This is a genomic window from Pseudomonas sp. LBUM1648 (genome assembly GCF_059716145.1).
In genome coordinates, this window is record NZ_CP166808.1 from 438899 (window position 1) to 461698 (window position 22800).

General features: G+C 60.6%; 15 protein-coding genes. 12 read left to right on the forward strand and 3 right to left on the reverse strand.

Going from position 1 to position 22800, the window contains the following annotated elements:
• Together argS and ACA043_RS02000 are read right to left on the reverse strand one after the other, a co-directional pair.
• A complete protein-coding gene (argS, locus tag ACA043_RS01995) occupies positions 1 to 1737 on the reverse strand; it encodes an arginine--tRNA ligase (RefSeq protein WP_497658516.1) in 1737 nt (578 codons plus the stop codon).
• A gap of 213 nt (positions 1738 to 1950) precedes the next feature.
• On the reverse strand, positions 1951 to 4170 hold the full coding sequence (locus ACA043_RS02000; RefSeq protein ID WP_489880431.1) for a primosomal protein N': 2220 nt from the start codon (positions 4168 to 4170) through the stop codon (positions 1951 to 1953).
• 167 nt (positions 4171 to 4337) lie between these two features.
• On the opposite strand from ACA043_RS02000, the gene rpmE reads away from it, so the two are divergent.
• The 3 genes from rpmE (at position 4338) to ACA043_RS02015 (ending at position 6832) form a co-directional block, all read left to right on the forward strand.
• Positions 4338 to 4565: a 50S ribosomal protein L31 gene (rpmE, locus tag ACA043_RS02005; RefSeq protein ID WP_123530569.1), complete on the forward strand. Its 228-nt coding sequence runs from the start codon at positions 4338 to 4340 to the stop codon at positions 4563 to 4565.
• Between the two features lie 14 nt (positions 4566 to 4579).
• Positions 4580 to 5380 carry a thermonuclease family protein gene (locus tag ACA043_RS02010; RefSeq protein ID WP_401271771.1) on the forward strand — a complete coding sequence of 267 codons (801 nt, stop codon included), beginning with the start codon at positions 4580 to 4582 and terminating at the stop codon, positions 5378 to 5380.
• Positions 5381 to 5563: 183 nt separating this feature from the next.
• Entirely contained in the window at positions 5564 to 6832 is a 1269-nt protein-coding gene (locus tag ACA043_RS02015) for a malic enzyme-like NAD(P)-binding protein (protein WP_187679599.1), read from the forward strand.
• A gap of 240 nt (positions 6833 to 7072) precedes the next feature.
• Here the strand turns inward: ACA043_RS02015 and ACA043_RS02020 are convergent, their stop codons facing one another.
• Complete coding sequence (locus tag ACA043_RS02020; protein WP_489880433.1) at positions 7073 to 9517, reverse strand: penicillin-binding protein 1A; 2445 nt, start codon at positions 9515 to 9517, stop codon at positions 7073 to 7075.
• Positions 9518 to 9737: 220 nt separating this feature from the next.
• On the opposite strand from ACA043_RS02020, the gene ACA043_RS02025 reads away from it, so the two are divergent.
• The 9 genes from ACA043_RS02025 (at position 9738) to gltB (ending at position 22788) form a co-directional block, all read left to right on the forward strand.
• On the forward strand, positions 9738 to 10802 hold the full coding sequence (locus tag ACA043_RS02025) for a pilus assembly protein PilM (protein ID WP_401271775.1): 1065 nt from the start codon (positions 9738 to 9740) through the stop codon (positions 10800 to 10802).
• The gene (locus ACA043_RS02030) at positions 10802 to 11368 is read left to right on the forward strand and encodes a PilN domain-containing protein (protein WP_187679602.1); all 567 of its coding nucleotides are present in this window, start codon (positions 10802 to 10804) and stop codon (positions 11366 to 11368) included. The genes ACA043_RS02025 and ACA043_RS02030 overlap by 1 nt, the downstream gene beginning before the upstream one ends.
• Positions 11365 to 11988 carry a type 4a pilus biogenesis protein PilO gene (gene pilO, locus ACA043_RS02035; protein WP_187679603.1) on the forward strand — a complete coding sequence of 208 codons (624 nt, stop codon included), beginning with the start codon at positions 11365 to 11367 and terminating at the stop codon, positions 11986 to 11988. Before ACA043_RS02030 ends, pilO begins: the two co-directional genes overlap by 4 nt.
• On the forward strand, positions 11985 to 12512 hold the full coding sequence (locus ACA043_RS02040; RefSeq protein WP_489880427.1) for a pilus assembly protein PilP: 528 nt from the start codon (positions 11985 to 11987) through the stop codon (positions 12510 to 12512). The genes pilO and ACA043_RS02040 overlap by 4 nt, the downstream gene beginning before the upstream one ends.
• Positions 12513 to 12525: 13 nt before the next feature.
• Positions 12526 to 14613: a type IV pilus secretin PilQ gene (locus ACA043_RS02045; RefSeq protein WP_497658517.1), complete on the forward strand. Its 2088-nt coding sequence runs from the start codon at positions 12526 to 12528 to the stop codon at positions 14611 to 14613.
• Positions 14614 to 14617: 4 nt separating this feature from the next.
• Positions 14618 to 15136 (forward strand): shikimate kinase AroK, encoded by a 519-nt coding sequence (gene aroK / locus ACA043_RS02050; protein ID WP_187679606.1) that lies wholly within the window; start codon positions 14618 to 14620, stop codon positions 15134 to 15136.
• A gap of 152 nt (positions 15137 to 15288) precedes the next feature.
• On the forward strand, positions 15289 to 16389 hold the full coding sequence (gene aroB / locus ACA043_RS02055) for a 3-dehydroquinate synthase (protein ID WP_187679607.1): 1101 nt from the start codon (positions 15289 to 15291) through the stop codon (positions 16387 to 16389).
• Positions 16390 to 16399: 10 nt separating this feature from the next.
• Positions 16400 to 17992 carry an AAA family ATPase gene (locus ACA043_RS02060; RefSeq protein WP_489880425.1) on the forward strand — a complete coding sequence of 531 codons (1593 nt, stop codon included), beginning with the start codon at positions 16400 to 16402 and terminating at the stop codon, positions 17990 to 17992.
• 350 nt (positions 17993 to 18342) lie between these two features.
• Positions 18343 to 22788 (forward strand): glutamate synthase large subunit, encoded by a 4446-nt coding sequence (gene gltB, locus ACA043_RS02065; protein ID WP_497658518.1) that lies wholly within the window; start codon positions 18343 to 18345, stop codon positions 22786 to 22788.
• Positions 22789 to 22800 lie beyond the last annotated feature (12 nt).

The following is a 22800-nucleotide window of genomic DNA, read 5'->3' on the forward strand; positions in this document are numbered from 1 at the left end:
TTACATACGCTCCAGAGTTTCCAGACCCAACAGCTCCAGGCCTTGCTTGAGGGTGCGGCCGGTCAGCGCGGCCAGGCGCAGACGGCTCTGCATCTGTGCCGGGGTCTCGGCGGCGAGGATCGGGCAGTTCTCATAGAAGCTGGAGAACAGGCCGGCAACGTCGTACAGGTAAGTGCAGAGAATGTGCGGTGTGCCTTTGTCGGACACGTTGTTGAGCACTTCGCCGAACTGCGCCAGCTTCGCTGCCAGCTCTTGTTCGTGCGCCGCTTCGAGGACAATTTGGCCGTCGACTTCGCTGAAGTCCTTGCCCAGTTTACGGAACACGCCGGCCACGCGGGTGTAGGCGTACAGCAGGTATGGCGCGGTGTTGCCTTCGAAGTTCAGCATCAGGTCGAAGTTGAAGCTGTAGTCGCTGGCGCGGTGTTTCGACAGGTCGGCGTACTTCACCGCACCGATGCCGACGACCTTGGCGATGTTGCGCAGTTCGTCTTCGGCAAGCGTCGGGTTCTTCTCTTTCACCAGGTTGTAGGCGCGTTCCTGCGCTTCGGTCAGCAGATCGATCAGCTTCACGGTGCCGCCGTCACGGGTCTTGAACGGACGGCCGTCTGCGCCGTTCATGGTGCCGAAGCCCATGTGCTCCATCTCCATCGGATGGGTCACGAAACCGGCCTTGCGCGCCACGGCGAACACTTGCTGGAAGTGCAGGGCCTGACGCTGGTCGACGAAGTACAGCGCGCGATCGGCTTTCAGTTTGCCACTGCGGTAGCGCACGGCCGCCAGGTCGGTGGTGGCGTACAGGTAACCGCCGTCAGCCTTGACGATGATCACCGGCAGTGGGTCGCCATCGGCGTTCTTGAACTCGTCGAGGAACACGCACTGAGCGCCGTTGCTCTCGACCAGCATGCCAGCGGTCTTGAGGTCGTTGACCACGTTGATCAGGTCGTCGTTGTAGGCACTTTCGCCCATCACATCGGCCATGGTCAGTTTGACGTTGAGCAGTTCGTAGATCTTCTGGCAGTGCGACAGCGAGATGTCCTTGAACTTGGTCCACAGCGCCAGGCACTCGGCATCGCCGGCCTGCAACTTGACCACCAGACCACGGGCGCGGTCGGCGAACTCTGCGGACTCGTCGAAACGCTGCTTGGCGGCACGGTAGAAGTTTTCCAGATCGGACAGCTCGTCGCTGGTGATCGGGTTTTCTTGCAGGTAAGCCATCAGCATGCCGAACTGGGTGCCCCAGTCGCCCACGTGGTTCTGGCGGATCACTTCGTCGCCGAGGAATTCGAGAACGCGCGCCACGCCGTCGCCAATGATGGTCGAACGCAAGTGGCCGACGTGCATCTCTTTGGCCAGGTTCGGTGCCGACAGGTCGACCACGGTACGCTGCGCCGGGCCGGCCTTGCGCACGCCAACATGGGCGTCAGCCAGCGCGGCGTCGAGGCGATTGGCCAAGGCCTGGGTGTTCTGGAAGAAGTTGATGAAGCCCGGGCCGGCGATTTCGGCCTTGGTGACGTTCTCGTCGGCCGGCAGCGCGGCGATGATTTTTTCCGCCAGATCGCGTGGCTTCATGCCCGCAGGCTTGGCCAGCATCATCGCGATGTTGCTGGCGAAGTCGCCGTGAGTCTTGTCACGGGCGTTCTCCACCTGGATCGCCGGCGACAGGCCTTCAGGCAACACACCTTCGTTGACGAGTTGGGTGAGGGCTTGTTGGATCAGCTGGCGAATGGTGTCTTTCATGGTCTTCTCTTTCGACCGCAAGCGCGGCGGCGCATCGATGCGCGGGTGGAAAAACTGGGCATTATCCGTTGCGAAGACGGGCTTGCCAACCTTAGCAGGCAGCTTATGGATATGTGGTGACATTAAGAGCGAAAGATCGCAGCCTGCGGCAACTCCTACAGATAAATGCGAATCCCTCTGTAGGAGCTGCCGCAGGCTGCGATCTTTTGATTTTCAGTACAAATCGACGGGATCGACATCCAGCGACCAGCGCACCGCCCGCCCGCTTGGCATTTGCTCAAGCACCAGCAACCAACTGGCCAGCAGCCGATGCAATGGCGCTCGCGCTGTCGCTTGCAACAGTAGCTGCGCGCGATAACGCCCGGCACGACGTTCCATAGGCGCCGGCACCGGTCCGAGCAATTCAATCCCGCTCAGATTCTGCTCGGTCAGCAAGCGCTCAGCCTCGCTGCACGCTTCATCGAGAAAGCCTTCAGCCTGCCCCGGTTTGTGCGCTTCGGCACGCAACAACGCCAAATGTGCAAAGGGCGGTAGCCCGGCAGCGCGGCGCTCGCTCAGGGCCTGCTCGGCAAAGGCGAAGTAACCCTGTTCGGTCAGTTGCACCAATAAAGGATGGTCGGCGAGGTGGGTCTGGATGATCACTTTGCCCGGCTCCTCCGCGCGCCCGGCACGCCCGGCAACCTGTACGATCAACTGCGCCATGCGCTCACTGGCGCGGAAGTCGCCGGAGAACAGCCCGCCGTCGGCATCAAGGATCGACACCAGCGTCACTCGCGGAAAGTGGTGCCCCTTGGCCAACATCTGCGTGCCGACCAAAATGCACGGCTGACCTTTTTGAATCGTTGCGAACAGCTGATTCATCGCGTCCTTGCGCGAAGTGCTGTCGCGGTCAACGCGCAACACCGGGTAATCGGGGAACAGAATCGCCAGCCGTTCTTCAGCACGCTCGGTGCCGGCGCCGACGGGCCGCAAGTCGACCTTGTTGCACTTCGGGCACTGGCGCGGTGTGCGTTCGACGTACCCGCAGTGATGGCAGCGCAGTTCACCGTGGCGCTGGTGCACAGTCATCCGCGCATCGCACCGCGAACATTCGGACATCCAGCCGCAATCGTGACAAAGCAGCGTCGGAGCAAAGCCGCGGCGGTTGAGGAACACCAACACCTGTTGCCCGTTCGCCAGCGTCTGGCCGATGGCTTGCTGCATCGGCCCGGAGATGCCGCTGTCCAGTGGACGGCTTTTCACGTCCAGGCGCAGGAAGCGCGGTTGTTTCGCGCCGCCAGCGCGTTCGTTCAGACGCAGCAGGCCATAGCGACCGGTGTAGGCGTTGTGCAGGCTTTCCAGCGATGGCGTGGCGGAGCCGAGGACGATCGGGATGTTTTCCTGTCGCGCGCGTACCAGTGCCAGATCGCGGGCGTGGTAACGCAAACCTTCCTGCTGTTTATAAGAGCCGTCGTGCTCTTCGTCGATGATGATCAGCCCGGGATTTTTCATCGGGGTGAACAGTGCCGAACGGGTGCCGATAATAATGTCGGCCTCGCCATCGCGGGCAGCGAGCCAGGCTTCGAGGCGTTCGCGATCGTTGACTGCCGAGTGGATCAGGGCGATCCGCGCGTTGAAACGTTGTTCGAACCGTGCCAGCGTCTGGGGGCCGAGGTTGATCTCCGGGATCAGCACTAGCGCCTGTTTGCCGGCCTCAAGGGTTTCGCGGATCAACTGCAAATAGACTTCGGTCTTGCCGCTGCCGGTGACGCCGGCCAGCAGGAACGCGTGATAACAGTCGAAGCCGGCGCGAATGGCTTCATAGGCGGCGCGCTGCTCGGCGTTGAGCGGCAGTTCCGGCTGCGCGAGCCAATGTTCATGGCGTGCGCCGGGTGCGTGTCGACGGATTTCCACCTGCACCAGATTCTTCGCCAGCAGCAGGTCGAGGCTGTCCTTGCTCAACATCAGTTTGCTCAGCAACTGATGGGCGACGCCGTGCGGGTGTTGGGCGAGCGTTGTCAGCGCCTCACGCTGGCGCGGTGCCCGGGCGATGCGCGGATCATCCACACTGGCGCCGGGAACGATTGACCAGAAGCGTTCCTGGCGGGCCTCGGCCAGTTCGCCCTGACGCAACAGCACCGGCAGCGCCCAACTCAAGGTATCGCCGAGGCTGTGCTGATAATATTGCGACGTCCACAGGCACAGCTTGAACAGCGCCGGGGGCAGCGGTGGTGTGGCATCGAGCAAGGCCAACGCCGGTTTGAGTTTTTCCACCGGTACTTCGCTGGTATCGGTCACTTCGACCAGAATCCCGATCATCTCCCGCCGGCCAAACGGCACCCGCAGGCGCATGCCCGGCTGCAACTGGGCGCGCAGCACGCCCGCCGGGGCTCGATAGTCGAACAGGCGGCGCAAGGGCGAAGGCAGGGCGAGGCGCAGAATGGCGTCGGGCACGCGGGGGGATCTCGATGTCGGGCGGTGAACAAGGCCGGGAGCCTAGCAGACGGTCGGTCTAAGGGACAGCTTGCGCGATTGACATTGTCTGGTAGAATCCGCGGCCTAATTACGTGCGGTATTCAACAATAGTGTTGGATGGCGGCACGCTAGCTGAGGAAGACACCATGAAAGCTGATATCCACCCGAACTACCCAGAAATCGCTGTTACCTGCAGCTGCGGTAACAAATTCGAAACTCGTTCGACCTTCGGCAAAGCCCTGTCGATCGACGTTTGCAACGAATGCCACCCGTTCTACACCGGTAAGCAAAAGACTCTGGACACTGGCGGCCGCGTTCAGCGCTTCGCCGACCGTTTCGGTGCTTTCGGCAAGAAACCTGCTGCTGCAGAGTAAGGTTGAAGAGCCCGGTGGGCTGTTCCTCACTGCTGAAAAAGGCGTCCCTCGCGGGCGCCTTTTTTGTGTCCGCGATTTGGCTGTCCGCCGCGCAAGCCTTCTGTCCGGCGCCTTCGGGACTTGCCACCGTCGCGGTGCAGCGCGTGGTCGATGGCGACACCTTGCGCCTGAGCGACGGCCGCAGTGTTCGCATGATCGGCCTCAACACGCCTGAACTTGGCAAGCAGGGCCGCAGTGACGAACCTTTCGCCGTGGCGGCGCGCAAACGCCTGGAATCATTGGTGGCTGACAGCGGCGGACGCGTCGGTTTGCTCCCCGGCAAGCAAGCGAAAGATCATTACGGACGTACGCTCGCCCACCTCTATAGCGTCAGCGGCGCCAATCTCGAAGCTCAGATGCTCGCCGATGGCCTCGGCTTTCAAGTCGCCGTGGCGCCGAATGTCGATCTGGTCGCCTGTCAGCAAGCCGCCGAGCGTAACGCACGACAGGCTGGGCGAGGTCTCTGGCGGCAATCACCTGTACTGAAAGCGGAGCAGATCCAGCGCTCGGGTTTTGCTGTGGTCAGCGGTCGTGTGAGCAAGGTGCAACGCAATCGCGGCGGAATCTGGATCGAGTTGCAAGACTCGCTTGTATTGCGTGTTGCACCCAATCTGGTCGGACAATTCGACAATGCTCGCTTGCAAGCGCTGAAGGGCAAGCAGATCGAGGCGCGCGGCTGGGTGGTCGATCGCTCGCGACGCGGTGGACTGCAATCGGGTCAAGCGCGTTGGCTGTTGCCGCTGACTGATCCTTCGATGCTGCAAACTTCCCGCTGAAGAAAAATTGTAGACATTTTTTCTGTCGATTGTGAACAGTCAAGCCCTTGTGCGCCGTGGCTCTTGGCCCAAAGTCGTAGGGCAGGGCGCTTGACAGTGGTGACCGCTCAGTCTTGTGGGGACTTTGCGAGGCGCGTATCCTCGCTGACCAGTCTGTCCAACAGTAAAAAGCGGAATGCCAAAATGTCTGATCTGAAAACTGCCGCTCTCGAATATCATGCCCATCCTCGTCCAGGGAAGCTGAGTGTCGAGCTCACCAAGGCCACTGCTACCGCCCGCGACCTGTCGCTGGCCTACAGCCCCGGCGTAGCTGAACCAGTGCGTGAGATCGCTCGCGATCCTGAACTGGCCTACAAATACACCGGCAAGGGCAACCTGGTTGCAGTCATTTCCGATGGCACCGCGATTCTGGGGCTGGGTAACCTCGGCCCACTGGCTTCCAAGCCAGTCATGGAAGGTAAAGGCGTACTGTTCAAGCGCTTCGCCGGCATCGATGTTTTCGACATCGAAGTCGACTCCGAAAGCCCGCAAGCCTTCATCGACACCGTAAAACGCATCTCCATCACCTTCGGTGGCATCAACCTGGAAGACATCAAGGCACCTGAGTGCTTTGAGATCGAACGCGCTCTGATCGAGCAGTGCGACATTCCGGTGTTTCACGATGACCAGCACGGCACCGCTATCGTGACCGCTGCCGGCATGATCAACGCCCTGGAAATCGCTGGCAAAACCCTGCCGGAAGCCAAGATCGTCTGCCTGGGCGCCGGCGCTGCCGCCATCTCCTGCATGAAATTGCTGGTGAGCATGGGCGCACGCATTGAAAACATCTTCATGGTTGACCGTACCGGTGTGATCCACTCCGGCCGTGACGACCTGAACCAGTACAAAGCCGTGTTCGCTCACGCCACCGACAAGCGCAGCCTGGCTGACGCTCTGAAAGGCGCTGACGTGTTCGTCGGTCTGTCCGGCCCGAACCTGCTGAGCGCTGAAGGCCTGCTGTCGATGGCGCCGAACCCGATCGTGTTCGCCTGCTCGAACCCGGATCCGGAAATCTCCCCGGAACTGGCGCACGCCACCCGTAGCGACGTGATCATGGCCACCGGCCGTTCGGACTACCCGAACCAGGTCAACAACGTACTGGGCTTCCCGTTCATCTTCCGTGGTGCCCTGGACGTTCGCGCCAAGCGCATCAACGAAGAAATGAAAGTGGCTGCAGCCAACGCTCTGCGTGAACTGGCCAAACTGCCGGTGCCACAGGACGTGTGCGACGCCTACGGCGGTGCCCCGCTGGAATTCGGCCGTGAGTACATCATTCCGAAGCCAATGGACAAGCGCCTGATCACCCTGATCTCCGACGCTGTGGCCAAAGCCGCGATCGAGACTGGTGTGGCCACCCTGCCGTATCCGAAGAACTACCCGCTGAAAAGCGTGGATGACGTGTTCAGCGGCTAAGTCGTTGTAGTGCTTCAACCGAAAGCCCCAGCTCGTTATGAGTCGGGGCTTTTTTATGTCCGAGGGTTTTGCGGTGTGGTTCAGTGCCTCTTCGCGAGCAGGCTCGCTCCCACCTTGAAACACATTCCCCTGTGGGAGCGAGCCTGCTCGCGAAGTCGTCAGCTCGGCCAACACCTCAGAGGGCAGGCAATAAAAAGCCCCGCACTTCAATTGAAGGCGGGGCTTTTCAATAGAAGTGGATCAGAACAAATCGATCGGCGCCTGCTCATCCGCCGGCAGCGGGCTACCCGGTGCCGAGCCATTACCCAGCTCGTTCACCGACGGTGGCGTGTCTTCAGCCTTGAACAGCTCGAAGTACGCCCCAGGCGTGCTCGGCGTCGCCGCACGGCCGCTGACCGGATCTACCCGCAGACTGAGCAAGCCTTCCGGCTCAGGCTGGACGTGAGGCGGCTTGTCCTTCAGCGCGGCGGCCATGTAGTTCATCCAGATCGGTAGCGCCACGGTGCCACCGAACTCGCGGCGACCAAGGCTTTCCGGCTGGTCGAAGCCCGTCCACACGGTGGTCACGTAGTCGGCGTTGTAACCGGAGAACCAGGCATCTTTCGATTCGTTGGTGGTACCGGTTTTACCGGCGATGTCGCTACGGCCAAGAGCCAGTGCGCGACGACCGGTGCCGAGCTTGATCACGTCCTGCAACATGCTGTTGAGGATATAAGTAGTGCGACCATCGACGATCCGCTCCGCCACGGCCGGCGCTTGTGGTGCCGCTGCGGCGCCCGGGGCTTCACCCGGAACCGGCGCCGCGTTGACGGTGAACGACTGCTCGGCAGGTACCGCGATACCGTCGGTGGCCGAGCCGCCCTGCGGTACGGTCGGCGGGTTGGCGACGAACAGCGAGTCACCGTTACGGCTTTCGATCTTGTCGATGATGTACGGGGTGATCTTGTAGCCGCCGTTGGCGAAGGTGCTCCAACCGGTAGCGATCTCCATTGGCGTCAAGGTCGCGGTGCCCAGCGCCAGCGACAGGTTCGGCGGCAGGTCTTGCTTGTTGAAGCCGAAGCGGGTGATGTAGTCGATGGTCTTGCCCACGCCCATCGCCTGCAGCAAGCGGATCGACACCAGGTTGCGCGATTTGTACAACGCCTCGCGCAGACGGATCGGGCCGAGGAAGGTATTGGTGTCGTTCTTCGGACGCCAGACCTTGTCCAGGTACTCGTCGACGAACACGATCGGCGCATCGTTGACCAGCGTGGCGGCGGTGTAGCCGTTATCCAGTGCCGCGCTGTAGACGAACGGCTTGAAGCTCGAACCCGGCTGACGCTTGGCCTGCATGGCGCGGTTGTAGTTGCTCTGCTCGAAAGCGAAACCGCCAACCAGCGAGCGAATCGCGCCGTTCTGCGGATCCAGCGATACCAGCGCCCCTTGCGCCTGCGGAATCTGGCTGAACTTCAACGAATTGTCTTTCTGGCGTTGCACGCGAACCAGATCGCCGACCTGCGCCACATCCGAGGGCTGGCGCGGGTTGGCGCCCATGCTGTTGGTGTTGAGGAACGGCCGTGCCCATTTCATGGTGTCCCAGGCAACGTGCTCTTCGCCGGTGCGGGTCAGCACTTGCAGACCGTTCTTGTCGATCTGGGTGACGATCGCCGGTTCCAGGCTGCTGATAGTGCGCTGTTTGGTCAGTTCGGTTGCCCACGCTTCACGGGTCTTGCCCGGCAGGCGCGACTCGGGGCCACGGTAGCCGTGACGCTGGTCGTAGGTCATCAAACCTTCGTGCAGCGCGGTGTTGGCCATTTCCTGCAAATTGCTTGGCACCGTGGTAGTGACGCGGAAACCTTCGGTGTAGGCGTCGCTGCCATAGCGGCCGACCATTTCGGCACGGGCCATTTCGGCGATGTACGGTGCGTTCACCTCCGGGGTCGGCACGTGATAGCTGGCGTTCAGTGGCTCGTTGATCGCAGCGGTGTAGTCCGTTTCGTTGATCTTGCCAAGCTTGTACATGCGCCCGAGGATCCAGTCGCGACGTTCTTTACTGCGCGCCGGGTTGGCCAGCGGGTTGAAACGCGACGGAGCTTTCGGCAGGCCTGCGATCATCGCCATCTGCGCGAGGCTGACGTCACGGATCGACTTACCGTAATAAACCTGCGCCGCCGCCTCGATGCCGTAGGCGCGGTTGCCCAGATAGATCTTGTTCACATACAGCTCGAGGATCTCGTCCTTGGTCAGCTGACGTTCGATTTGCAGAGCCAGGAGGATTTCGGTGGTTTTGCGCGAGAAACTGCGTTCGCTGGTCAGGAAGAAGTTCTTCGCCACCTGCATGGTGATGGTGCTGCCGCCGGATTGAATGTGTCCACTCTTGACCAGTTGGGTCGCGGCGCGCATCAGGCTGCTTGGATCGACACCGTAGTGATTGGCGAAATTGTCGTCTTCAGCACTTAGTAACGCATTAATGAAATTGGGGGGAATGTCGGCGAAACGGATCGGAGTCCGGCGCATTTCGCCGAATTCTGCGATCAACTTGTTATCGCTGCTGTAGACCCGCAGTGGAATCTGCAACTGAATGCTTCTCAGAGCCTCCACGGATGGCAAACCCGGACTAAGGTAAAGATACGCGCCACTGAGACCTAAAAGCAGTCCGCAGAAAACGGCGACGATGGACCAACCGAAAAATTTCAGCAAACGAATCAAGGCGTTTGGACATCCAGGGCAAAGAATGAATTTGGCAACGGGGGTTGTGGCGACACACAGAACGACCCGCGCTGGCAGTAAAAAGCGGAAAAAATCGCTGGGCATTATAAGCACTTTTCTGCTGGAGGCGTCATTTGCGCTTCTGTCAAGACGGGGTGAAGGAACGCAATGCGTATTACAGAGTCCGTAACTCACGGAAAGTCATAGGGAATTGGTAGTGCTGGGACTCTTCAATAAAAAGACCAATACGTTACTGGGGATCGACATCAGCTCCACGTCAGTGAAGCTGCTGGAATTGAGCCGTCAGGGCGACCGCTACCGGGTCGAGGCATACGCGGTGGAGCCGTTGCCGGCGAACGCCGTGGTCGAAAAAAACATCGCCGAGCTAGAAGGTGTGGGCCAGGCCCTGAGCCGGGTGCTGGTCAAGGCACGCACCGGCAACAAGAACGTGGCGGTGGCGGTGGCTGGTTCGGCGGTGATCACCAAGATCATCGAAATGGATGCGGGCCTGACCGACGACGAGCTGGAGAACCAGCTCAAGATTGAAGCCGACCAATACATCCCCTATCCGCTGGACGAGGTCGCCATCGACTTCGAAGTCCAGGGCGTGTCGCCGCGCAACCCGGAACGGGTCAACGTGCTGCTCGCCGCCTGTCGCAAGGAAAACGTCGAAGTCCGCGAAGCCGCGCTCGCGCTGGCCGGGCTCACCGCTCGCGTGGTCGACGTCGAGGCGTATGCACTGGAGCGCTCGTTCGGCTTGCTCGCGACGCAGTTGGCCGCTTCCCAGGAGCGCCTGACCGTGGCGGTCGTCGACATCGGTGCGACCATGACCACCCTCAGCGTCCTGCACAACGGCAAGATCATCTATACCCGCGAGCAACTGTTCGGAGGCCGGCAACTGACCGAGGAAATCCAGCGTCGCTATGGCCTTACCATCGAGCAGGCGGGCCTTGCGAAAAAACAGGGCGGCCTGCCCGACGACTACGTCAGCGAGGTGCTGCAGCCGTTTCGCGAGGCGCTGGTGCAGCAGGTGTCGCGCTCTTTGCAGTTCTTCTTCGCCTCCGGGCAATACAACGCGGTCGACCACATTCTGCTGGCCGGCGGCACGGCGTCGGTGCCAGGGCTGGACCGGCTGATCGAGCAGCGTCTGAATACCCCGACCCAGGTGGCCAATCCGTTTTCCAACATGGCCTTGAGCAGCAAGGTCAACGCAGGGGCTCTGGCCAGTGATGCGCCGGCCCTGATGATTGCCTGCGGGCTCGCGCTCAGGAGTTTCGACTGATGGCGCGGATCAACCTGTTACCGTGGCGTGAAGAGCGTCGCGAAGAGCGGCGCAAACGCTTCCTGCTGACTTTGATCGGCGTGGTGGTCGGTTCGGTTGGCGCCGTATTCATTGCCGATCAGATCATCAGCAACGCCATCGCCCGGCAAGTGGCGCGTAACGACTATATCGGCAAGCAGATTGCTGTGGTTGACGAGCGGATCAAGCAGATCAGCGAGCTAAAGGCCCATCGCCAGCAACTGGTCGAACGCATGCGCATCATTCAGGACTTGCAAGGCAATCGGCAGGTCAGCGGGCGGATCTTCGATCAACTGGCGCGCACGTTGCCTGACGGCGTGTATTTCACCGACGTGAAAATGGCCGGCAAAACCCTGTCGATCAGCGGAGCGGCGGAGTCGAACAATCGTGTCTCCGAGTTGATGCGCAATCTGGATGCGTCCGACTGGTTCGACGCCCCTAGCCTGAACGAAGTGAAATCAACCTCCGCCGATCAGCAGGAGCAGGCCAATCTCTTTCAGTTGACTGTTCGTCAGACCCAGCCCAAAACCGTGGAGGACGAGCCATGAAGCCGTCCGAATGGCTGGACAGCCTGCGCAGCATCGACTTCAACGATCTGGATACCAGCAATATCGGTTCCTGGCCGGCGGCAGTGAAGGCCATCGCCGGGGCGCTGTTGATGGTGTTGGTGTTGGCGCTTGGTTACAACTTTTTCATCAGTGACATGGAAAACCAGCTCGATGCCAAACGCGAGGAGGAGACCACGCTCAAGGAGCAATTCGCCAGCAAGGCGCGACTGTCGGCCAATCTGGAGCTGTACACCCAGCAGATGAAAGAGATGGAAAACACCTTTGGCGTGTTACTGCGGCAACTGCCCAGCGACACGGAGGTTCCAGGCCTGCTGGAAGACATCACGCGTACAGGTTTGGGCAGCGGCCTGGAATTTGAAGAGATCAAACTGTTGCCGGAGGTCGCCCAGCAGTTCTACATCGAACTGCCGATTCAGATCACCGTCACTGGCGCCTATCACGACCTCGCTACCTTCGTCAGCGGAGTGGCCGGGTTGCCGCGCATCGTCACCCTGCATGACTTCGAACTGGCCCCCGCCAATAAGGAGGGCGGGCCGAAACTGCGCATGAGCATCCTTGCCAAGACTTACCGCTATAACGACAAAGGGCTGCAAAAATGACCCTGATTCGTTATTCGGCCTTGTCGATGGTGCTGCTGGCATTAAGTGGATGTGGTGGCAGCGATGACGTCAGCGACCTCGACGCCTACATGAATGAAGTACGGCTGCGCCCGGCAGGCAAGATTGAACCAACCCCGACATTTCGGTCTTACCCGACATTCACTTACAGCGCCGCCAACCTGCGTAGCCCGTTCTCGCGCCAGGTGCGCGTCGATCTGGCCGGGCAGAAACACGGCTCGCGCAACGTAAAACCTGATCCCAACCGGATCAAGCAATACCTCGAAGGTTTCAACATCGAGCAGTTCGAGATGGTCGGTACGATCGGCAATGCCGCCGGTTCTTTCGCTCTGTTGCGCGGAGCGGGTGGCGTGCATCGCCTGAAGGTTGGCGATTACCTGGGGCGCAACGATGGCCGCATCGTTGCCATCAGCGCCACCCAGGTCGATGTAGTCGAAATCGTGCCTGATGGCGACGGCGCCTGGCTGGAGCGTCCGCGCACCATTCCTTTGAAAGAGCACTCATAGTGGAAGTCGAATAATGAACAGGATTTTCTCCACCCTCGGTTTTTCGCTATGGATAGCGCTGATGTCACCGATGGTTCAGGCGGCTAATCTGAAGGCGCTGGACGTGGCAGCGTTGCCGGGTGACCGTGTCGAGTTGAAGCTGTCATTCGACGGGCCGCCGCCGCAGCCCAAGGGCTACACCACCGATTCGCCGGCGCGGATCGCGCTGGATTTGCCCGGTGTCGCCAGCCAGTTGGCCAGCAAGCATGTCGATCTGGGTAGGGGCAATGCACGCACGGCCACGGTGGTTGAAGCCAAGGATCGGACGCGCCTGATCGTCAATCTCACGCAATTGGCGCCATATGACACGCGGGTCGAGGGCAACAATCTTTTTGTGGTGGTAGGTCAGGGTGCGCCGACAACCGCTGCGCGCCCGGTTGCTGTGGCGGCGTCCCGTGCGACCGCGGCAGCGACTCCCGCACCCGCCAAGGCGTTCGTGCCGAAAACCAAAGCCATTCGCGGCGTGGATTTTCAACGCGGTACGGCGGGCGAGGGTAACGTGGTCATCGACCTGTCCGACCCGACCATCGCCCCGGATATCCAGGAACATGACGGCAAGATCATCCTCAGCTTCGCGCGCACGCAATTGCCCGACAAGCTGCGGGTGCGCCTCGACGTCAAGGATTTCGCCACGCCAGTGCAGTTCGTCAACGCTGCCGCGACCGGCGATCGCGCGATCATCACCGTCGAGCCCAGCGGCACCTTCGACTATTCCACCTACCAGACCGATAACAAACTGACCGTCAGCATCCGGCCGATCACGGCGGACGACCTGCAAAAACGCAACGCTGATCGACAGGCCTACGTCGGCGACAAGCTATCGCTGAACTTCCAGGACATCGACGTGCGCTCGGTGCTGCAACTGATCGCCGATTTCACCAACCTCAATCTGGTGGCGAGTGACACGATTCAGGGCGGCATCACGTTGCGTCTGCAAAATGTGCCGTGGGATCAGGCGCTGGATCTGGTGTTGAAAACCAAGGGGCTGGACAAGCGCAAGATCGGCAACGTGTTACTGGTCGCTCCGGCCGATGAAATCGCCGCCCGCGAACGCCAGGAGCTCGAATCGCAGAAACAGATCGCCGAACTGGCGCCGCTGCGCCGTGAGCTGTTGCAAGTGAACTACGCCAAGGCAGCGGACATCGCCAAGCTGTTTCAGTCGGTGACCAGTGCCGAGGCCAAAATCGACGAGCGTGGTTCGATTACCGTCGATGAGCGCACCAACAACATCATTGCCTACCAGACTCAGGATCGTCTCGATGAACTGCGGCGCATCGTGGCGCAACTGGATATTCCGGTGCGTCAGGTGATGATCGAGGCGCGGATCGTTGAAGCCAACGTGGATTACGACAAGAGCCTGGGCGTGCGCTGGGGTGGGTCGATCCAGAACAAGGGCAACTGGAACACCTCCGGGGTCAGTAACGGCTCATCGACCACCATCGGCACGCCGGGCAGCACCAGCACCAACTCGCCATTTGTCGACATGGGCACCGTCAACAACACGTCCGGGATTGGTATTGCCTTCATCACTGACAATGTTCTGCTCGATCTTGAGCTGACGGCCATGGAGAAGACAGGTAACGGCGAAATCGTCTCGCAACCGAAGGTGGTCACCTCCGACAAGGAAACCGCGAAAATCCTCAAAGGCACCGAGATTCCCTATCAGGAAGCCAGCTCCAGCGGCGCTACGTCGGTGTCGTTCAAGGAGGCTTCTCTGTCGCTGGAAGTGACGCCGCAGATTACTCCGGACAACCGCATCATCATGGAGGTCAAGGTCACCAAGGACGAACCGGACTACTTGAACAAAGTGCAGGATGTACCGCCGATCAAGAAGAACGAGGTCAACGCGAAGGTGCTGGTCAATGACGGTGAAACCATCGTGATTGGCGGCGTTTTCTCAAATACTCAAAGCAAGGTTGTAGATAAGGTGCCATTTCTTGGCGATGTGCCGTATCTTGGCCGCCTTTTCCGGCGTGATGTGGTTTCGGAGAAAAAATCCGAGCTGCTGGTATTTCTCACTCCGCGTATCATGAATAACCAGGCGATTGCTGTGAGTCGTTGATTCTGTGCGAAATTTGATTCTTGTAGGACCGATGGGCGCTGGAAAAAGCACCATCGGCCGGTTGCTGGCCAAAGAGCTGCGCCTGCCGTTCAAAGATTCCGACAAGGAAATTGAACTGCGCACGGGCGCCAATATCCCGTGGATCTTCGACAAGGAAGGCGAGCCCGGCTTTCGTGACCGTGAGCAGGCGATGATCGCCGAACTGTGCGGATTCGACGGCGTGGTGCTGGCGACCGGCGGTGGCGCGGTAATGCGTGACGCCAACCGCAAGGCCCTGCATGAAGGCGGCCGTGTGGTGTATCTGCACGCCTCCGTCGAACAGCAGGTCGGCCGCACGGCGCGCGATCGCAATCGGCCGCTGCTGCGCACCGCCAATCCCGAGAAAACCCTGCGCGACCTCCTCGCAATACGTGATCCGCTCTATCGGGAAATCGCCGATCTGGTAGTGGAAACCGATGAACGGCCACCGCGCATGGTAGTGCTCGACATTCTCGACCGCCTGGCGCAGCTTCCACCCCGTTAAAGCATCGCCCGAAATGCGCTATCCTCGGCGTCCTGTCACAGCCCGGCGAGGTTGTGGCGGATGGCGTGCGAGCGGCGTCATACCCGCTATAGGCCGCAGATAACCAATAATTCAGGGCAGGACGCCTGCTTCCATCTTCACTGTGGGGACACATGCAGACACTCAAGGTCGATCTAGGCGAGCGCAGCTACCCGATTCATATTGGCGAAGGTTTGTTGGATCAGCCCGAGTTGCTGGCTCCGCATATCCATGGGCGGCAAGTGGCAATCATCTCCAACGAGACTGTTGCGCCGCTCTATCTCGAGCGTCTGACTCGCAGCCTTGCGCAGTTCTCAGTGATTTCCGTGGTGCTGCCGGACGGTGAAGCCTTCAAGAACTGGGAAACCCTGCAACTGATCTTCGACGGTCTGCTGACCGCTCGTCATGATCGCCGCACTACCGTGATCGCCCTCGGCGGCGGCGTGATCGGCGATATGGCCGGTTTTGCTGCTGCCTGCTACCAGCGTGGCGTCGATTTCATTCAGATCCCCACTACATTGCTGTCCCAGGTCGATTCGTCGGTGGGCGGCAAGACCGGGATCAACCATCCGCTGGGCAAAAACATGGTCGGCGCGTTCTATCAGCCGAACGTGGTGCTGATCGACACCGCGTCCCTGAAAACCCTGCCACCGCGTGAGCTGTCGGCGGGTTTGGCGGAAGTCATCAAGTACGGCCTGATCTGCGACGAGCCGTTCCTGACCTGGCTGGAGGACAACGTTGACGCCCTGCGTGCGCTGGACCAGAAAGCCCTGACGTATGCCATCGAGCGCTCCTGTGCAGCCAAGGCTGCGGTGGTCGGCGCCGATGAGAAGGAAACCGGCGTACGTGCCACGCTCAATCTCGGCCACACCTTCGGCCACGCCATCGAGACCCACATGGGCTATGGTGTCTGGCTGCATGGTGAAGCGGTGGCGGCTGGCACCGTGATGGCGCTGGAGATGTCTGCGCGTCTGGGCTGGATCAGCGAACAGGAGCGCGATCGCGGCATTCGTCTGTTCCAGCGCGCCGGTCTGCCGGTGGTTCCGCCTATAGAGATGAGCGAAGCTGATTTTCTCGAACACATGGCTATTGATAAAAAAGTGATCGACGGTCGTCTGCGCCTGGTGCTGCTGCGCCGGATGGGTGAAGCGGTAGTGACCGACGATTATCCGAAAGAAGTTCTACAGGCCACGCTGGGAGCGGATTACCGCGCCCTGGCTCAGCTTAAAGGTTAATAAGATTCCGATGACTAGTTTGCATGCCGACGAGGCGTTCCTCGGCCATTTCCAGTTAAGTCACGACCCCTTCGCTCCGCGGGTGCCGGGCTTCAAGTTCTTCCCGGCCCAGCGCAAACCGGTGCTGGGTCAACTGCATCACCTGGCGCGTTACAGCCAGTTGCTGTTGGTAGTCACCGGCCCGCAGGGCAGCGGCAAGACGCTGCTGCGTCAGGCACTGGTGGCCAGCACCAACAAGCAATCGGTGCAGAGCGTTGTTGTCTCCGCACGCGGTGCCGGCGATGCGGCGGGCGTGCTGCGTCAGGTCGCTCAGGCGCTTAACGTGGCCCAGGCCGAAGTCGGCGCGATTCTGGATCAGGTGGTGCAACTCGCGCTGACTGGCCAGGAAGTCTATTTGCTGGTGGATGACGCCGAGCAACTCGACGAGTCCGCTCTCGAAGCGCTGATGGCGCTGGGTGCCGGCGCTCCGGAAGGTCGTCCGCATGTGTTCCTGTTCGGTGAGTCGTCGCTGATCGCTCAGCTCGAGGCTTTGCACCTCGAGGAAGAGCGCTTCCACGTCATCGAACTGCAGCCGTACACCGAAGAAGAGACCCGCGAGTATCTCGACCAACGGCTGGAAGGTGCCGGCCGGGGTGTCGAACTTTTCACCGCGGATCAGATCTCTGATATTCACGAAAGCTCCGAGGGTTGGCCGGGCAACATCAACCAGGTCGCTCGCGATGCTCTGATAGAAGTCATGATTGCCAGCCGCTCTGCGGTCAAGCGTCCAAGTATGGGGTTCAACATGCCGAAGAAACACGTATTGGCGATTTCCGCCGTCGTTGTGGTCGCGGTCGCCGCCGCCTGGTTGATGCCGGGTCGCAACAAGGCGCCAACCACCGGCGCACCCGCCAACGAACAGGCACAACTGCCATTGGGCCAGGGCGCTGCCAATGGCGCTGCACCGAACGTCGAGTTCGCCGGCAACACGCAGCCCATGCCATTGCCGCTGGTCGGCAATTCGCAACCGGTGATGCGCGGCCCGTTGGCTGAAGCCGCTGGCGGAATCACCGAAGGCGATGACGGCGTGCCACTGGAAGGCTCCAGCGATACGCCGCCAACCGTGACCACTTCGGCGCCACCAGCGGGCGTTCCAGCCGGGCCTGCACCGACGCCGGTTCCAGTGCCTGCGGCCAAACCTGTGCCTGCTCCGACGCAAATCGCTACCGCCAAGCCGGTTCCGGCAGCACCAGCGGCGAAACCGGCGCCAGCGCCAGCCAAGCCAGTCGCCGCCGCCAAACCGGCCGAGAAGCCGGTTACCGTGGCCAAAGCCGCCGGTGGCAGCTGGTACGCCGGTCAGCCGACGAGCAACTACGTGGTGCAGATTCTCGGCACCAGCTCCGAAGCAGCCGCGCAAAGCTTCGTCAAGGAGCAGGGCGGCGAGTACCGTTATTTCAAGAAAGTCCTCAACGGCAAGCCTCTCTACGTGATCACCTACGGCAACTTCGCCAATCGTGATGCGGCTGTTTCTGCCATCAAGGCCTTGCCAGCGAAGGTTCAGGCTGGTAAACCTTGGCCTCGCACTGTCGCCAGCGTCCAACAGGAACTGGCAACAACTCGCTGAAGATTCGGCGGCCTTACCCAGGCCGCCACTCCAGGCACCTCAAAATTTCCGCAAGTGCGCGCCGCCTCTACAGGCCGCGTGCCTTGTGGTGTCTGCGTCACAGTAGTCTTTGAGTCGTTGCAGTCAAAATTAAAAAAGTTTTGACTAGCACAGCAGATCGCTTTAAACCTTTCACAAATGCGACATAGATTTGCGACATTTCGTCGTCAAATTTGTGAGCGTCTGTGTCGCTGTGTACAATGACCACCCTTTTGCCCCCGCTAAGCCGGCGTACGTTCGGCGTGGATCGCAAGTGGTTGAATTGAAAAGAAATTTGCCTCGAAAAGAGGCAGCCTGGTGAGAAAGTGTCTATGAAAGCAGGTCTGTACCAACCAGATGAATTCAAGGATAACTGCGGTTTCGGCCTGATAGCCCACATGCAGGGCGAGCCCAGTCATACCCTTTTGCAAACGGCCATTGAGGCCCTGACCTGCATGACCCACCGCGGTGGGATTAATGCCGACGGCAAGACCGGTGACGGTTGCGGTCTGCTGATTCAAAAGCCTGACGCGTTCCTGCGTGCCATTGCCCAGGAATCCTTCAGCGTCGAATTGCCCAAGCAATATGCCGTGGGCATGGTCTTCTTCAATCAGGATCCGGCCAAGGCCGAAGCCGCTCGCGAGAACATGAACCGCGAGATCCTTGCTGAAGGCCTGCAACTGATCGGCTGGCGCAAAGTGCCCATCGACACCAGCGTCCTCGGCCGCCTGGCCCTGGAGCGCCTGCCGCAGATCGAGCAGGTGTACATCGGCGGTGAAGGCCTGAGCGATCAGGACATGGCGGTAAAGCTGTTCAGCGCCCGTCGTCGTTCGTCGGTGTCTAACGCCGTCGACTCCGACCACTACATCTGCAGCTTTTCGCACAAGACCATCATCTATAAAGGCCTGATGATGCCGGCCGACCTGGCCGCGTTTTATCCGGACCTGAGTGACGAGCGCCTGCAAACCGCGATCTGCGTGTTCCACCAGCGCTTCTCCACCAACACCCTGCCGAAATGGCCGCTGGCTCAGCCATTCCGCTTCCTCGCCCACAACGGCGAGATCAACACCATCACCGGTAACCGCAACTGGGCACAGGCCCGTCGGACCAAGTTCACCAATGATCTGATGGATCTGGAAGAACTCGGCCCGCTGGTCAACCGTGTCGGCTCCGACTCCTCGAGCATGGACAACATGCTTGAGCTGATGGTCACCGGCGGCATCGACCTGTTCCGTGGCGTGCGGATGATCATTCCGCCTGCGTGGCAGAACGTCGAAACCATGGATCCGGATCTGCGTGCGTTCTACGAGTACAACTCGATGCACATGGAACCGTGGGACGGCCCGGCCGGCGTGGTCATGACCGACGGTCGCTACGCGGTGTGCCTGCTCGACCGTAACGGTCTGCGCCCGGCGCGCTGGGTCACCACCACCAACGGTTTCATCACCGTTGCGTCGGAAATCGGCGTCTGGAACTACCAGCCCGAAGACGTTATCGCCAAGGGCCGCGTAGGCCCGGGCCAGATCCTTGCCGTGGACACCGAAACCGGGCAGATCCTCGACACCGATGCGATCGACAACCGTCTGAAATCCCGTCATCCGTACAAGCAATGGCTGCGCAAGAACGCCCTGCGCATTCAGGCGAACATGGAAGACAACGATCACGGTTCGGCCTTCTACGACGTCGATCAGCTCAAGCAATACATGAAGATGTATCAGGTCACGTTCGAGGAGCGCGATCAGGTACTGCGTCCGCTCGGTGAGCAAGGCTATGAAGCCGTGGGTTCGATGGGCGATGACACGCCGATGGCCGTGCTGTCCCAGCGTGTGCGCACGCCGTACGATTATTTCCGTCAGCAGTTTGCGCAGGTGACCAACCCGCCGATCGACCCGCTGCGTGAAGCGATCGTGATGTCGCTGGAAATCTGCCTCGGTGCCGAGCGCAACATCTTCCAGGAGTCGCCGGAACACGCTTCGCGCGTGATCCTCAGCTCGCCGGTCATTTCCCCGGCCAAGTGGCGCTCGCTGATGAACCTCGACCGCCCGGGTTTCGAGCGGCAGATCATCGACCTCAACTACGACGAAAGCGTCGGCCTCGAAGCGGCCATCCGCAATGTCGCCGATCAGGCTGAAGAAGCCGTGCGTGCCGGTCGTACCCAGATCGTTCTGAGCGACCGCCATATCGCTCCGGGCAAACTCCCGATCCACGCTTCGCTGGCCACCGGCGCGGTACACCACCGCCTGACCGAAAAAGGCCTGCGCTGCGACTCCAACATCCTTGTTGAAACCGCTACTGCACGCGATCCGCATCACTTCGCGGTGCTGATCGGTTTTGGTGCCTCGGCGGTCTATCCGTTCCTGGCTTACGAAGTACTGGGCGACCTGATCCGTACCGGTGAAGTGCTGGGCGACCTCTACGAGGTGTTCAAGAACTACCGCAAAGGCATCACCAAAGGTCTGCTGAAGATCCTGTCGAAGATGGGCATCTCGACCATCGCTTCGTACCGTGGCGCTCAGTTGTTCGAAGCCATCGGTCTGTCTGAAGAAGTGTGCGAGCTGAGCTTCCGTGGCGTGCCGAGCCGCATCAAGGGTGCGCGTTTCGTCGACATCGAAGCCGAGCAGAAAGCGCTGGCCACCGAAGCCTGGAGTCCGCGCAAGCCGATCCAGCAGGGCGGTCTGCTGAAGTTCGTCCACGGCGGCGAATATCACGCCTACAACCCGGACGTGGTCAACACCCTGCAAGCCGCCGTGCAGCAGGGCGACTACGCCAAGTTCAAGGAATACACCTCGCTGGTGGACAACCGTCCGGTGTCGATGATTCGCGACCTGCTCAAGGTCAAGACCCTCGACACGCCGCTGGACATCAGTGAAATCGAACCGCTGGAATCGGTGCTCAAGCGCTTCGACTCCGCCGGTATCTCGCTGGGCGCCCTGTCGCCGGAAGCTCACGAAGCCCTGGCCGAAGCCATGAACCGCCTCGGCGCGCGTTCCAACTCCGGCGAAGGCGGCGAAGACCCGGCGCGTTACGGCACCATCAAGAGCTCGAAAATCAAGCAAGTCGCGACTGGCCGTTTCGGGGTAACCCCGGAATACCTGGTCAACGCCGAAGTGCTGCAGATCAAGGTTGCCCAGGGCGCCAAGCCGGGCGAGGGCGGGCAACTGCCGGGCGGTAAAGTCAACGGGCTGATCGCCAAGCTGCGTTATGCAGTGCCGGGCGTGACCCTGATTTCGCCGCCGCCGCACCACGACATCTATTCGATCGAAGACTTGTCGCAGCTGATCTTTGACCTCAAGCAGGTCAACCCGAAGGCGCTGGTCTCGGTGAAACTGGTAGCAGAAGCGGGCGTCGGCACCATCGCTGCCGGTGTGGCCAAGGCCTACGCGGACTTGATCACCATCTCCGGCTACGACGGTGGCACCGGTGCTTCGCCGCTGACCTCGATCAAGTACGCTGGTGCGCCGTGGGAACTCGGCCTCGCCGAAACCCATCAGACCCTGCGCGGCAACGACCTGCGCGGCAAAGTCCGGGTGCAGACAGATGGCGGCCTGAAAACCGGCCTCGACGTGATCAAGGCTGCGATCCTCGGCGCCGAAAGCTTCGGCTTCGGCACTGCGCCAATGATCGCGCTGGGCTGCAAATACCTGCGTATCTGCCACCTGAACAACTGCGCCACCGGCGTTGCGACTCAGAACGAGAAGCTGCGCAAGGATCACTACATCGGCACCGTCGACATGGTGGTGAACTTCTTCACCTATGTCGCCGAAGAAACCCGTGAGTGGCTGGCCAAGCTCGGCGTGCGCTCCCTCGAAGAGCTGATCGGTCGCACCGATCTGCTGGAAATCCTCGAAGGCCAGACCGCCAAGCAAAACCACCTGGATCTGACTCCGCTGCTGGGCAGCGATCACATCCCGGCGGACAAGCCTCAGTTCTGCGGCGTTGAGCGCAACCCGCCGTTCGACCAAGGCCTGTTGGCCGAGAAAATGGTCGAGATGGCGACGTCAGCGATCAACGACATGAGCGGCGCCGAGTTCGAACTGGACATCTGCAACTGCGACCGTTCGATCGGTGCACGGATCTCCGGCGAAATCGCGCGCAAGCACGGCAACCAGGGCATGGCCAAGGCGCCGATCACCTTCCGCTTCAAAGGCACTGCCGGGCAGAGCTTCGGGGTGTGGAACGCCGGCGGTCTGAACATGTATCTGGAAGGCGATGCTAACGACTACGTCGGCAAAGGCATGACCGGTGGCAAGCTGACCATCGTGCCGCCGAAGGGCAGCGTTTATAAGACTCAGGAAAGCGCCATCATCGGCAACACCTGTCTGTACGGCGCCACGGGCGGCAAGCTGTTCGCCGCCGGCACCGCAGGCGAGCGTTTCGCCGTGCGTAACTCCGGTGCCCACACGGTTGTTGAAGGCACTGGCGATCACTGCTGCGAGTACATGACCGGTGGTTTTGTCGCCGTTCTGGGCAAGACCGGTTACAACTTCGGCTCTGGCATGACCGGTGGTTTCGCCTACGTGCTCGACCAGGACAACACTTTCGTTGACCGGGTCAACCACGAACTGGTGGAAATCCAGCGGATCAGCGGCGAAGCGATGGAGGCTTATCGCAGCCACCTGCAAAACGTGCTGAACGAGTACGTCGCCGAAACCGACAGCGAGTGGGGTCGTGAACTCGCCGAAAACCTCGATGACTACTTGCGCCGTTTCTGGCTGGTCAAGCCGAAGGCTGCCAACCTGAAGTCGTTGCTTTCCAGCACTCGTGCCAACCCGCAGTGATATGCGCCTGAA